Annotated in this window: 13 protein-coding genes; 5 read left to right on the top strand and 8 right to left on the bottom strand. The window is 52.5% G+C overall.

The window, feature by feature from the left end; all coding sequences use genetic code 11:
- Positions 1-68 precede the first annotated feature (68 nt).
- Both tmk and holB read left to right on the top strand, forming a co-directional pair.
- On the top strand, positions 69-695 hold the full coding sequence (tmk, locus tag ABF87_RS01750; protein ID WP_160827417.1) for a dTMP kinase: 627 nt from the start codon (positions 69-71) through the stop codon (positions 693-695).
- Positions 688-1,737: a DNA polymerase III subunit delta' gene (holB, locus tag ABF87_RS01745; RefSeq protein WP_160827416.1), complete on the top strand. Its 1,050-nt coding sequence runs from the start codon at positions 688-690 to the stop codon at positions 1,735-1,737. The genes tmk and holB overlap by 8 nt, the downstream gene beginning before the upstream one ends.
- Before the next feature lie 7 nt (positions 1,738-1,744).
- Here holB and ABF87_RS01740 read toward each other — a convergent pair whose 3' ends face one another.
- Positions 1,745-2,263, bottom strand: coding sequence for a heme-binding protein (locus ABF87_RS01740; protein WP_160827415.1), 519 nt, complete (start codon positions 2,261-2,263; stop codon positions 1,745-1,747).
- A gap of 85 nt (positions 2,264-2,348) precedes the next feature.
- Here ABF87_RS01740 and ABF87_RS01735 point away from each other — a divergent pair, with 85 nt between their 5' ends.
- A complete protein-coding gene (locus ABF87_RS01735; RefSeq protein WP_160827414.1) occupies positions 2,349-3,062 on the top strand; it encodes a dienelactone hydrolase family protein in 714 nt (237 codons plus the stop codon).
- A 214-nt stretch (positions 3,063-3,276) separates the two neighbouring features.
- Positions 3,277-4,449 carry a glycoside hydrolase gene (locus ABF87_RS01730; RefSeq protein WP_160827413.1) on the top strand — a complete coding sequence of 391 codons (1,173 nt, stop codon included), beginning with the start codon at positions 3,277-3,279 and terminating at the stop codon, positions 4,447-4,449.
- A gap of 47 nt (positions 4,450-4,496) precedes the next feature.
- Here ABF87_RS01730 and ABF87_RS01725 read toward each other — a convergent pair whose 3' ends face one another.
- The 5 genes from ABF87_RS01725 to ABF87_RS01705 all read right to left on the bottom strand — a co-directional run bounded on the left by ABF87_RS01725 (position 4,497) and on the right by ABF87_RS01705 (position 9,839).
- Positions 4,497-5,681 carry an iron-containing alcohol dehydrogenase gene (locus tag ABF87_RS01725; RefSeq protein WP_160827441.1) on the bottom strand — a complete coding sequence of 395 codons (1,185 nt, stop codon included), beginning with the start codon at positions 5,679-5,681 and terminating at the stop codon, positions 4,497-4,499.
- A gap of 2 nt (positions 5,682-5,683) precedes the next feature.
- A complete protein-coding gene (locus ABF87_RS01720) occupies positions 5,684-5,980 on the bottom strand; it encodes an antibiotic biosynthesis monooxygenase (RefSeq protein ID WP_160827412.1) in 297 nt (98 codons plus the stop codon).
- A 166-nt stretch (positions 5,981-6,146) separates the two neighbouring features.
- The gene (locus ABF87_RS01715; RefSeq protein WP_160827411.1) at positions 6,147-6,686 is read right to left on the bottom strand and encodes a Slp family lipoprotein; all 540 of its coding nucleotides are present in this window, start codon (positions 6,684-6,686) and stop codon (positions 6,147-6,149) included.
- A gap of 65 nt (positions 6,687-6,751) precedes the next feature.
- Entirely contained in the window at positions 6,752-8,014 is a 1,263-nt protein-coding gene (locus ABF87_RS01710) for a folate/biopterin family MFS transporter (protein ID WP_160827410.1), read from the bottom strand.
- A 10-nt stretch (positions 8,015-8,024) separates the two neighbouring features.
- Entirely contained in the window at positions 8,025-9,839 is a 1,815-nt protein-coding gene (locus ABF87_RS01705) for an ABC transporter ATP-binding protein/permease (RefSeq protein WP_160827409.1), read from the bottom strand.
- Positions 9,840-10,031: 192 nt separating this feature from the next.
- Between ABF87_RS01705 and ABF87_RS01700 the strand changes: the two genes are divergently transcribed.
- The gene (locus tag ABF87_RS01700) at positions 10,032-10,442 is read left to right on the top strand and encodes a hypothetical protein (RefSeq protein WP_160827408.1); all 411 of its coding nucleotides are present in this window, start codon (positions 10,032-10,034) and stop codon (positions 10,440-10,442) included.
- Between the two features lie 157 nt (positions 10,443-10,599).
- Here the strand turns inward: ABF87_RS01700 and ABF87_RS01695 are convergent, their stop codons facing one another.
- Both ABF87_RS01695 and ybaL read right to left on the bottom strand, forming a co-directional pair.
- Positions 10,600-10,902: a hypothetical protein gene (locus tag ABF87_RS01695; RefSeq protein WP_160827407.1), complete on the bottom strand. Its 303-nt coding sequence runs from the start codon at positions 10,900-10,902 to the stop codon at positions 10,600-10,602.
- A gap of 47 nt (positions 10,903-10,949) precedes the next feature.
- Positions 10,950-12,671: a YbaL family putative K(+) efflux transporter gene (gene ybaL, locus ABF87_RS01690; protein WP_160827406.1), complete on the bottom strand. Its 1,722-nt coding sequence runs from the start codon at positions 12,669-12,671 to the stop codon at positions 10,950-10,952.
- Between the last annotated feature and the right edge of the window lie 44 nt (positions 12,672-12,715).

Below are 12,715 nucleotides of genomic sequence, written 5' to 3'. Positions count from 1 at the left end.
GTAACTAAAAACAGAAGATTCATTCATGGTAGCCTATCTCGACTTTATTTGAAAACCGGACATCACCTATGGAGCAAGGCAAGTTCATTACGTTGGAAGGTATCGATGGCGCCGGAAAATCGACCCAGCTTGCGTGGATCGTCGAGCTTCTGCAAGAGGCAGGTTGTCCGGTGATTGTCACGCGCGAACCGGGCGGAACACCGTTGGGCGAGCAATTGCGCGCATTATTGCTGGACAAATCGATGGCCATGCACGCTGAAACCGAAGCGTTGCTGATGTTTGCCGCGCGGCGCGAGCATGTCGATCAGGTCATTCAACCGAGCCTGGCGCAAGGCCAGTGGGTAGTATCGGATCGTTTCACCGACGCCAGTTTTGCGTATCAGGGCGGCGGCCGGGGATTGGATATGCATAAACTAGAAGCCCTGGAGCAATGGACATTGGGAACATTGCAACCCCATTTGACCATGTATTTCGATGTGCCTGTGGAAGTGGGTCAGTTGCGTGTCAATCAGGACAGGGACAAGGATCGTTTTGAAAACGAGCAGGCCGAGTTCTTCCGGCGTGTGCGGGCGGCTTATTTGGACAGAGCACGGCAATTTCCCGAGCGCATCAAGATCATTGATAGCAGCCAACCGTTGGCAGACGTCAAAATGGCGGTTGAACGAACGATACGAGCGCTCATTTCCGATGGATGACATTTTTATCTGGCAGCGCGATCTTTGGCAAAAACTGACCAAGCGCACGGAATTGCCCGGCCATGCCCTATTGCTGAGTGGAAAAAAAGGCATCGGCAAATATCATTTCGCGCGCTGTCTGGCCAAATCCTTGTTGTGCGCAGCACCTACGGCAGACCGTAAAGACCGCAGAGCTTGCGGCCAATGCCATAGTTGCGGTTGGTTTGAGCAGGGCAGTCATCCGAATTTTTATGCGGTGTTGCCGGAAGCGCTGGCGGTGGAGGCTGCTGAAGCGGGTCAAAAAGACGATCAAATAGAAAAAAATGCTGAAACTGGCCCTAAAAAAAGTGCCAGCCAGCAGATTGGCATCGATCAGATCCGCAAACTGAACGATTTCGTTTACCTGAGCGGCCATCAGGAAGGTCACAAGATCGTGCTGATCTATCCGGCGGAAGCAATGAACCCAGCGGCAGCCAATGCGTTGCTGAAAAAGCTTGAAGAACCGCCCGAGCATGTCGTGTTCCTGCTGGTGGCGCACCAGGCGCAGCATCTGTTACCGACCATCCGCAGCCGCTGCCAGACTATCGCGATGCCGATACCCGACGTGGCCACGTCCGTGGCCTGGTTAACTCAACACAATGTGCCCGATCCCGAAGCCAACCTTGCGGGGGCAAGTTTTTCACCGTTGTCCGCGTTGTTGTTCAACGAAGCGCAACAAGCCGGTTATTATGCGCAATTCATTCAACTGATCAGCACTACCAAGCGATTGGATCCGGTCGCTATTGCCGCGGCCATGCCGCAAGCCGACCTGGCCTTGACCGTTACCTGGCTGCAACAATGGTGCTACGACCTGATCAGCTACCGCAGCACCGGAAAGATCCGCTATTTTTTAAATCATTTGATCGCCATCAAAGCTGTGAGCGCACGTATGGATCTGCATGCGTGCCTGGTTTACAGCCGGACTTTGAATTCCCGCCGGCAACTGGCGCATCATCCGTTAAATGCGCGTTTGTTCCTGGAGGAATTGTTCATTGAGTATACGGCTATGATCGAGCGGAAATGACGCGGCGTCATTTTTTCTCATAGGTATCGTCGGCTTTGAGTACTTTCAGCGCCGCGCTCGCGCAGACTTCGTCAAATTCAATGCCCGGTGCACCGCCGACACCGATACCGCCGACTACTTCGCCACCGATTTTGATCGGAAAGCCGCCGCCCAATAACAGGATGTTGTCATTCAGGCGGGACAAGCTGTGCAATTCGGGTTTCTGGGCAATCAACACGGCATATTTATGTGTCGAATCGCGCAAGCTGTTGGCGGTATAGGCTTTGCGGCGGCTGCTGTCCAATGTATGCGGCCCGGCGCCATCGGCCTTCAGTTGCACTTTTACCAAACCGGATTGGTCGACGATCGCGACGCTGACTTTAAATCCATCATCGTGGCATTTTTTGATTGCCGCCATCGCCGCCTGGGTCGATAATTCCAGCGGCAGAACTTTTTGCGACGGAAAATCCTGAGCGAATACTTGACTGGAGATTGCGCCGAGCGTTGCAATGACAAGTGCAAGTGGTTTCAATATCTTTGGTGTCATGATCGAGTCCTCTGGTCAATTGTTATGGGTGTTTACACTACGACGAACACCGTGATTATCACTACTTTTACATTGAGGTGGCAATATGATTACAACAACGATCGATTATCAAGATGGAAGTACCTTACTGGAAGGTTATCTCGCTTATCATGAATCGACGCAACCCAGACCGGTAGTGCTGGTGGCGCATGACTGGAGCGGGCGACGCGAATTTGCGTGCAAGGCGGCTGAGCGGATTGCCGACATCGGTTATGCAGGGTTTGCGCTGGATATGTATGGTAAAGGCATCGTAGGAGCGGATGGCGATGCCGAGAAAAATGGCGCGCTGATGAGTCCGTTGGCTGCGGATCGCGCCTTGCTGCGCCGTAGGATCAATGCTGCGCTGCAGGCTGTGCGGCAATTGCCGAATGTCGATGCTACCCGAATCGCGGCGATGGGTTATTGTTTCGGGGGCATGTGCGTACTGGAATTGGCGCGCTCAGGCGCAGATGTTCGTGGTGTCATCAGCGTACATGGCATTTTTGCACCGGGAAAAATTGCCAATGAGAGAATCACTGCCAAAGTGCTTTGCCTGCATGGTCACGATGATCCGATGGTGCCGCCGGAACAGGTGCTCGCGTTTGAGACCGAAATGACGCAGGCCGGCGTGGATTGGCAAGTGCACGTCTATGGCGGCACGATGCATGCCTTTACCAATCCGAAGGCCAACAATCCGAGTTTTGGAACGGTCTATCACGAAGTGGCGGCAGACCGGGCTTACCGCACGATTGCGGATTTTCTGATCGAGATCATGGGCTGATTCGTAGCGGCGTCAAAACCCAGAAAGGGCTGAAGTAAGAAAACGCGGCGCTGAAGAGTAGCATCTTTACTGGAAATCAAATGACTGTGAAAACGGTTTTTTCAAGGGATGCTCAACCGATGAAAAAAAACCGATAGGGTAGACAATTCGCTCCCCCATCCTTTCCCCAACCTGATCCTGAATGATCAGGTGCATTCACAAAGGAGACTGCGAAATGAAATCTACCCTGAGGAATTTATCAACAATCCTCTTCTTCCGTAATATCAATTTGGCTTTGCTGTGCCTGATCTGGGTGACGGGCTGGCAAGGCGCTGCTGCGTACGCCCAGGTGAAATGGCATCCTGGGCATTACTATAGCGCAATGTACGGTGCTAAAAAAAGCGCGTATACCTCTGCTTCCAATACTATCTATCAGGAGCTGGAAAGCAATTCTGCTTTAGCCGGTATTCAAATACGGTTCAAGTGGCCCGAGCTTGAGACGGCTAAGGGCGTTTATAATTTCAAGGAAATCGATGAACATCTGGAGCGCCTGTCCACGATGGGATCACGGCAAAAACGCTTGTTCATCATCATAGAAACCAGGACATTCGATACCAGCACCAAGCTCGTGCCGTGTTATTTGACGACCAGTAGCTGCTCGGGTTATTCGGACACTTACGAAGGCGGGATATTTCCCTACAAAAAAACCGCGAAAGGGCAGCATTTCGGCAACGGCATCCGGTTATGGAATGACGCCGTGCGCAACCGCTTCGTCAAATTGATGCAGGCGTTGGGTAATCGATATAACGCCCACAGTCATTTCGAGGGGATTGGTCTGGGTGAGACATCGATGGGTATACCGCTGAATGCCAACGATGTCAGTGCCGCCGATATCGACCGCTATTACGCCGCTCATCTGTATATTCAAGAAGCAATGACTAAAGCATTTCCCAATACCATCACTGTGCAATTCACCAATTTTCCGCGCAACCGTCTGGCTGGTTTCATTGCTGGATTGCAGCTCAGCGGCACTGCGCTGGGAGGTCCGGATATCCTGATCGACGATCCCGGGTTGAATGCGATCAATATTCCCAATCAGCAGGACGGTGCCTACAGTTATTACCCCAGACTGTCGGGTTCAGTGGCGCTGACGCCATCGGTGATGCCGAGCAATTATCTGAACACGTCCATGGATGAACGAGTGGCGTCGCGCCAGCCGAGTATCGATGAATTGCTGGATTTCGGCCGGGAACGATTGATGGCCACGCACTTGTTCTGGTCGCGCGATAAGCCCGAGCATTACAAGGAAGCTTTCGCTAAATTGCAGATGCTGAAGAACAACGGCGACTCGAGGGTCGAGCTGCAGACGGATTGTCCGTCGACCTATGGAACCTGCATCCGCAATTGAGAAAACGACTGCCACGCACGGATGGGGTGCGTGGCGGTGCTTCGGTATTACAATCGCTCAAGCAGAATATGTTTGAGTTCTTCATCGGTCAGAACGATGGGATTGGTCTTCATGCTGCTGCCGCGGCAATGGGCGATGACGTGATCCAGTCCGGCCTCGTTGAGGCCATAATTCGATAAACGCGGCAGGGCAAGCTCATCCGTCCATTGCGTCAATAGATCGGTCAATGCTGCAAAAGCAGCGGCGGACGTTGAGAATGATTGCTGACATAACACTTCAGCAACCTGCGCATATTTTGCCAATGCCAGATTGTCCGGTTGCCGCGCCAGCATGCTATGGATATTGACTTGCGTTGCCGACGCGACCAGCGTTCCGCATACCACGCCATGGGGAATCGGATAAAATGCACCCAAGGGTGAAGCCAGGCCATGCACCGACCCCAATCCGACCTGCGCCAGCGTTATTCCCGACAGCAATGCCGCGTACGCCATGTTTTTGCGATGTTCATCCAGCGTCCCGGTTTGCCGGTAGAGCGGAATCAATGCGTGCCGCACGGCTTGCAGCCCGCTGATCGCGAGTGCATCGGTGAAGGCATTGGATTTTAAGGAAACATACGATTCCAGCAGTTGTGTCAATGCATCCATGCCGTTGGCGGCGATGACGTGCGGCGGGCAACTGGTGAGCAAATCCGGGTCGACAATGGCATATTCGGCGACCAGCTTGTCATGCCGGAACGATTTTTTGAAGCCGTGTTCTCCCTGCGTGCTGAGCACTGCATTTTTGGTAGCCTCGCTTCCCGTGCCTGCGGTCGTCGGCACGGCGATAAAGGGTACGGCCGGGCCTTCGTACGGCAGTTCCGGGCCGACGCCTTCCAGGTAGTCCATGACCGAACGCTGCACCTTCAACAGACCGGCGATGGCCTTGGCAGCATCCAGCGCGCTTCCTCCTCCGATGCCCACAACGACATCAAACATTTGATCCGCATGCGTTTGGACGAGTTGATCGATCAGAACGGGCGAGGGTTCTTCGGCAATGGTGCAGTGCTGCCAATACATCGATCGCTGTGCCAATTGATCGAGAAGAAATGGCCAATGATGAGTTTGACTGAGTGAGTGCGCACCGGTAACCAATAAAATGCGCGAACCGAAGCGAGCGATGATGTCCGGAATCGTTTTGAAAGCGCCGGTGCCGAATTCGATGCGCGGCAGGCGCGCAATGGAGAAACCAGAAATCATCAGCTGTTCGGATATACACCGTGATGAACGACACCGTGACGGGGTTCGGCCATCCAGTCAGCGACGGTATCGCGCCATGCCAGATAGTGAACTGTTTGTTTATGCGCGGCGGCGTCTTGCGGGGTTTTATAGGCTTCGTAGAATACGAATTTTGCCGGATCATCGGCTGCTTGCAGAATATCAAATCGAATATTGCCAGGCTCGCGAATGGAATTTTCATGATTTACCCGGCACGCTTCCTTGAAAGCGTCGATTTTTTCCGGTTTCACGGTGGCATGGACGATAGTGACATACATGGCGTAATCCTCAATTGATCGGGTTGAATGGTGTGCCGTGCCGTGTCCCGTGCGACAAGGCTGGTGAGGATATTTTACTCTCGAATGCTCATTACTTTGTAAGACATCTGAAGAATTTTATCGGGCGAGGGTTATTCGTCAGGGTGCTCATAGATGATTTTCCGTTTTACCACCGGAAGTAAGGCCCGTAAAATCCACCGCGATAAATCGGGGCATAGCCTGGATAGCCGTAATAAGGATAAGGCCCATATTGCCGGGAGTCATAGTAATCGGTGGGCCACAGATAGAGGGCGTTGGCCATTACTAACGGCACATGAATAAGCCGTTTGCCGACGGTGCGTTCAATTTTTTCACTGAGGACGCCAGCGACGGTGATTTCCTTATCCTTCGCATACACCGCAGGATCCAGAAATTCTGCGCTCTTGATCACGAAACGGCCTTGACCGGTTTTGCGTAATTGAGGGCGGCCGCTGAAATCAAGCGGATGGAAAACCACTTGTATCAGACTAGAATCTTCATCATTTTCCACATCGATGATGACACCGCCCCAGCGCACCGGCATACCTTGGTATTGACTGATGTCGCGAGTTACCTGATCGTAATCGAGTTGCACGGCGGGCGCATGCTCGACCGCCGGAGGAAGTCCGGTACATGCTAATAAAAGCAGGAATGAAAGTGGCGAAAAAAAATGCCGGTATGTGGTCATCGCATTCCCCCGCGCGTGATATTGCGAAAAACCTGTCACGATATTTATTTTGATCGATGGGTATGTCAGTTAGTTCGATACTGCTGCAATGCACGCGATTCGATCCGCTCGATATGAATCAAGGGTACCAGAAACCAGATCGCGGCGGTGGCGATGGTGGAAATGATGACCAACCAGGTATAGGCAAAGGAACCTTCACCGAGTTCGGTATATAAATGCGCGCCGATATTCTGCGATGCCAGTGTTCCCAAGTTGAAAATTGCCATCAGCAGGGCAAAGAAGGTGGCTTCGGCGCGGGGCGGGCAGGCCCGGGCAGCTAGATCCAGAAATGCGAGCGTCGTCACCATGCCGGTAATACCCCAGATGATATGAATCACGAGTGCGGAAATTTCTCCGCGATATGCCAAGTAGGTGAGCAGCATAATGACCGACAATCCTATCGCCAGATTGATCAGACGCCGCAGCGGCATGGATCGCGAAAGCGGCACATAAATCAGCGCGCCGATAATGCTGGCGGCCGAATCGACGGCATTCAGAATGCCGATGTATTGCTGGCTGAAACCCAATTCATCGGTTTGATAAAACAAGAAAGCCGGGCCAAAGGAGGGGCTGAAATTGAATAAGAAAATGAATGCAGCCACCAGCCAAACCGAGCGCTCTCCAAAGCCGGCGCGCAGAGCGCTCCATACTTCGGAAACATTGCCTTGTTTGGACTCAACAGGTTTTTCATAGACGAAGAAGACCGCCATGAAGAGCACGATCAACGGAAACAGCGCTGAAGCCGCAAAAGCGACTTGCAACTGACGGTGCTCAGCAAAATATCCGCCCAGTAACCCCACGACGATGGCGGCTGCGGTCACGGCACTCCACTGCACCGACTGAAAAGCGCCGGTCAGGCCATTCAATTTGCCATTTTCGACCATCAATGCATCTGTCAATACGTCGTTATACGCCAGGCCCAAACCCATCGTGGTATACAGCACAGCCAGTTCCCAGTATGAAAACTGCGCCGATAATCCTGCGACGACGCCAGCCACGCAGGCCAAAGCGGAAGTCAGCAACAAATAACTTTTACGATGCTGGCCAAACAGCGGTAGAAAATCCGAGATCAGTCCATACAGAGGCTTGAGAAACCATGGGATCGACGTCAACAGGAAAAATGTGGCGATATCGTCGGCATTCAAACCCTGGTCTTTAAAACTGATCGTGATGACTTGAACGGGTAGGGCGGACATGCCTTGGGCAAAGTACACGACCACGAACAAGAGCGCCAGACGCTGCGATTCCGCCGTTTTGAACGGGAGCAGATGCTGCAGCCAGTTTTTCATGTGTCAGCTATCATGCTGAGGGAGGAATTGCGAGATGATGATGTCTATTGATTTCTTCCTGCTGCTGCAGTTCCCACATCTGCGTATACACACCATGCGCTGCCAGCAATTGTGAATGATTGCCGCGTTCTATGATGCGGCCGTTTTCCATGACCAGGATCTGATCGGCATCGGCAATCGTGGATAAGCGATGAGCAATCGTCAGCGTTGTGCGGTTCAAGGCGATGCGCCTGAGTTCGGTTTGTATGCGTTTTTCGGATTTGGAATCCAATGCTGATGTCGCCTCGTCAAAGATTAAGATATCCGGATTTTTCAGAATGGTACGAGCGATCGCCACGCGCTGTTTTTCACCGCCGGACAATTTCAGGCCACGCTCGCCGACGATCGTCTCATACTGTTCCGGCAGACTTTGTATGAAATCATGAATATGCGCAGATTCTGCTGCTGCATGAACTTCTTCCGGCGTTGCCTCCGGCCGCCCGTAGGCGATATTGTAGTAAATAGTATCGTTAAATAATACGGTATCTTGCGGCACGATACCGATCGCAGCGCGCAGGCTGTGTTGGGTGACGTCGCGGATATCCTGATCATTGATCAGGATTTTTCCGGATTGCACATCGTAAAAACGGAACAGCAGCCGAGCCAGGGTTGATTTGCCGGAGCCGCTATGACCGACGACTGCGATATTTTGCCCGGCGGGAATATCGAAGCTGACGTCAAACAATATCTGCCGATTGGATTCATAACCGAAATTGACGTGACTGAACCGAATCGTGGCATTGCGGGCGTCCAGTATCCGCGCGTCGGGTATATCCTGGATTTCCCGATGTTCGTCCAATAGCGTGAACATGCGCTCCATATCGGCCAGCGAATGCTTGATTTCCCGATAAACAAATCCAAGAAAGTGCAATGGCATGTACAGTTGCAGCATGAATGCATTGATCAGCACCAGGTCGCCCAGCGACATGCTGCCGGCAATGACCTTGTCGGCAGCCAGCAGCATCAGCAAGGTGACGCCAACGGCAATGATGGCGCTCTGTCCGGCATTCAGGGTGGCAAGCGACGTTTGGTTGCGCACGGCCGCTTTTTCCCAGGATTGCAAATGGGTATCGTAGCGCTGCGCTTCCCAAGCTTCGTTGCTGAAATATTTGACGGTTTCGTAATTCAAGAGGCTGTCGATTGCTTGCGTGTTGGCTTTTGAGTCCATGTTGTTCATCGTGCGACGAAAGATCATGCGCCATTCCGTGACGATCAGCGTGAGTGCGATATACGCCAGCAATGTCAACAGAATGATCACCGAAAACCATGGATCATACTGGTTGATCAAGATGGCGAGCACTAAACCGATTTCCAGCAGTGTCGGCAGGATATTGAACAGCATGAAGTTCAGCAGGAATGAAATGCCGCGCGTCCCGCGTTCGATGTCGCGCGAGACGCCGCCCGTCTGCCGTTCCAGATGAAAACGCAGCGACAATGAATGCAAGTGGGTAAATACCGTATTTGCCACCCGGCGTATGGCACGCTGAGTCACTTTTGCGAAAACGGCATCGCGTAATTCTCCGAACAACGTGCTGCAGAGACGTAGCACGCCATAGCTGATCAGTAAAAACACCGGTAATGTCAGGGCGGCGCGAGGTTGATCCAGCGCGTCGACGATTTCCTTCAGCACCAACGGTACGGAGACATTGGCCAACTTAGCGAGGATCAGCAAACTGAGCGCCAGAATGACTCTGATCTTGAATTCCCACAGATAGGGCAACAGCGTCGCCATCGTTTTCAGGCCATTGCGGACGGGGGCAGGTTTTTCGAGTCGAGTAGGGCGCATGCGACGAATCAGAGAAGATGGAATGGCATCATGAACGAGCAGCTAATTGATGTGGTTTATTCGAATTGATCGAAGGAAATATGTTAACGGACTTGAGTTCTTCGGATAACGACGGTAAGGTAGCACACATATCAAAGACGTTTGGTCAAATAAAATGGTGTGAAATTCTAAACGATGCTGATGGGGGGAACCATGGAAATTACTTGTTATCGAGATCCTGAAATTAACCGGGAGTCGCGCCATTTACCTGCAACCACATACAATCTGGCCGTTACGCTGTTAGCCCGCTGCCCAACCCGCCATTTGTTCGTTCCTATTCGCAATATGCAGTACATGGCGATTCTGGATAGTGAAGAATTTGTATTTATCGATGGAGAGCGTAAATGCTGGATCGATATTTCCTGGCAGAATTTCAAGCCCCAGGCCCGCGATGCGTTGGATCAACCCGTTGCGTATGAAGCCGTTGCCTATCGTGATGATATGGCTGAAGTCATGTCACGATTGCAGAGAGAATTTCCAGTTGCGTTACAGACATTGGTCAGCAAGACCAAGCTGGATGGCCCAGCCCGGATCATCAATTTTCCTGCGAAAACCAAAAGCTGAGCATGCATTGAAATTCTGAAAAGATCGTGATCGGCGCGCAGATAGGCGGGATCGGATTCAGCGGCATGGCTTAGAATGCCCTTCGAGCCTTTTGAATCTGATCTCGACACGATCGAAACGAACCGGGTCGAGTGCAGCGGTTTCCTCCAAATTTTCTCTAATCTTCATCCGTCAAATCGGTGTCCCAGCCTTTTTTCTTGGCTTCTTCGATAGCCTGTGAATATAAACGGCTATGCCGCTCGCGCAAGTCGTCAGGTAAGCGGCTCGGCAGATGCGCATAGGGTTCCCAGGCATTGTGTACCTTTTCGTAGAGTACTTGCATTTCTGCACCGCTCCAGCCCGAGCAAGTTTCTGTTTCCGGCAGAATACCGAACACCCACGCGTCCCGCACGATGCGTCCGAGATGCGTCAATCCCTCATTCTTATCTTGATCGATGCCCACATATTGTTGTCCTGTCATAGTGTCAATTCCTTATCAAATGATTGAGTCGTGTAAATCATCGTGCGTCAAAGCGCTAAGTCAGCTTGTAATCCCGATTTTGCATTGAATCGGTCGAGAATGTGATGCGTCATGCTTTTGGCGAGTTCTTCCTCGCCAAAGAAAACCGTTCCCATGCTGTCCTTCCGCAACAATTTGGTTTCATCTTCGCTGCGGGTACGCAATACGATTTCGATGTCCGGATTGAGTGTGCGGGCGGTGTCGATCATCTGCCGGAGGTTCAATGGATCTCCGGTAGCGATGACCAGCATGTCGGCATCGGTGATATGCGCCTGTATCAGCACCGAAGGTTCAGTCGCGTCGCCTGACACCGCATTGATGCCTTGTTTGCGAAGATTCTGGACGAGTTCACGATTCTGCTCGGCAATGATATAGGGAATATCCCGCTCGGCCAAAGCCTTGGCGATCTGCTGACCCACATGGCCGTAGCCGACCAGCACGACCTGGCCTTCGAGGAATTTGCGTTCGGTGCTCATCGGCAGCTCGGCGAAAGGATCGTCGCGATTTTCATATTTACGCGCCAGCGCAGAATGTTTCAGCATCCAGTTCTTGAACGGTAAGATGGCGGCAAAGGCGATCGGATTGAATGCGATCGAGATCAAAGCACCAGCCAGAACCAGGCTCATGCCTTCCGCCGGCATTAAGCCGAGCGACAATCCCAAACCGGCAAGAATGAACGAAAACTCGCCGATTTGTCCCAAGCTGGCGGCAACGATCAGTACCGTATTGAGCGGATAGCCCAGCAGGAACACCAGCAGCATTGCGGCCAGGGATTTACCGACGACGATGATGGCAACCACGCCCAGGACTCGTAAAGGCTCATCGACGAGCACCGCCGGATCGAATAGCATGCCGACTGAAACGAAGAATAGCACCGCAAATGCATCGCGCAATGGCAGAGATTCCTCGGCAGCCCGGCGACTGAATTTCGATTCGCGCATCACCATGCCTGCAAAGAATGCACCCAGCGCAAATGACACGTTGAACAAAGCCGCGGCGCCGTAAGCGATACAAATGGCCACCGCTACCACGGCCAATGTGAACAGCTCCCGCGAACCCGTTCGGGCAACCTGCCATAATAACCATGGCAATACCCGGCGGCCTACAATCAGCATCAGCGCGATGAATGCCGAAACCAGCATCAGCGTAATTCCAATCGTATACCACAGTGGTTCCTCCGCAGGAGTATTTCCATTCGTGCTACCCAGCATGGTGGCAAACGAGGGCAATAGAACCAGGATGAGTACAGTGACCAGATCCTCTACGATCAACCAGCCCACGGCGATCTGGCCATTCATGCTTTCCAGGAATCCGCGTGATTCCAGCGCCTTCAGTAGCACGACCGTACTGGCGCAGGATAATGATAAGCCCAGCACCAGTCCCGCACCGAGATCCCAGCCCCACCATGTGGCCAGGGCCATGCCCAGGGCAGTTGCCACCGCCATTTGGACTATCGCGCCGGGCAGGGCGATACGCTTGACTGCAAGCAGATCATCCAACGAAAAATGTAGACCGACGCCAAACATCAATAACATGACGCCGATTTCAGATAGCTGAGAAGCAATCCCGATATCGGCCACAAATCCGGGTGTGGTTGGGCTGATGGCGATTCCGGCGAGTAGATAACCCACCAGCGCGGGGGTTTTCAGCCGTTCAGCGATAAAGCCAAAAATCAATGCCAGGCCGAAACCTGCGGCAATCGTGGTGATCAAGACAATGTTGTGATCCATATTGGTTCCAATTCTTTCTTGTTATGTGCTGACTTAACGGATAT

Source organism: Nitrosomonas sp. JL21 (genome assembly GCF_009833095.1).
GTDB lineage: Bacteria > Pseudomonadota > Gammaproteobacteria > Burkholderiales > Nitrosomonadaceae > Nitrosomonas.
The sequence above is the reverse complement of the archived record's forward strand: the minus strand, read 5'-3'. Positions and strand labels throughout refer to the sequence as shown.

What these genes read in the sequence shown, in the direction of transcription:
- tmk (WP_160827417.1), top strand. Translation starts at nt 69, where the DNA reads ATGGAGCAAGGCAAGTTCATTACGTTGGAAGGTATCGATGGCGCCGGA.
- holB (WP_160827416.1), top strand. Translation starts at nt 688, where the DNA reads ATGGATGACATTTTTATCTGGCAGCGCGATCTTTGGCAAAAACTGACC.
- ABF87_RS01740 (WP_160827415.1), bottom strand. Translation starts at nt 2,263, where the DNA reads ATGACACCAAAGATATTGAAACCACTTGCACTTGTCATTGCAACGCTC.
- ABF87_RS01735 (WP_160827414.1), top strand. Translation starts at nt 2,349, where the DNA reads ATGATTACAACAACGATCGATTATCAAGATGGAAGTACCTTACTGGAA.
- ABF87_RS01730 (WP_160827413.1), top strand. Translation starts at nt 3,277, where the DNA reads ATGAAATCTACCCTGAGGAATTTATCAACAATCCTCTTCTTCCGTAAT.
- ABF87_RS01720 (WP_160827412.1), bottom strand. Translation starts at nt 5,980, where the DNA reads ATGTATGTCACTATCGTCCATGCCACCGTGAAACCGGAAAAAATCGAC.
- ABF87_RS01715 (WP_160827411.1), bottom strand. Translation starts at nt 6,686, where the DNA reads ATGACCACATACCGGCATTTTTTTTCGCCACTTTCATTCCTGCTTTTA.
- ABF87_RS01710 (WP_160827410.1), bottom strand. Translation starts at nt 8,014, where the DNA reads ATGAAAAACTGGCTGCAGCATCTGCTCCCGTTCAAAACGGCGGAATCG.
- ABF87_RS01705 (WP_160827409.1), bottom strand. Translation starts at nt 9,839, where the DNA reads ATGCGCCCTACTCGACTCGAAAAACCTGCCCCCGTCCGCAATGGCCTG.
- ABF87_RS01700 (WP_160827408.1), top strand. Translation starts at nt 10,032, where the DNA reads ATGGAAATTACTTGTTATCGAGATCCTGAAATTAACCGGGAGTCGCGC.
- ABF87_RS01695 (WP_160827407.1), bottom strand. Translation starts at nt 10,902, where the DNA reads ATGACAGGACAACAATATGTGGGCATCGATCAAGATAAGAATGAGGGA.
- ybaL (WP_160827406.1), bottom strand. Translation starts at nt 12,671, where the DNA reads ATGGATCACAACATTGTCTTGATCACCACGATTGCCGCAGGTTTCGGC.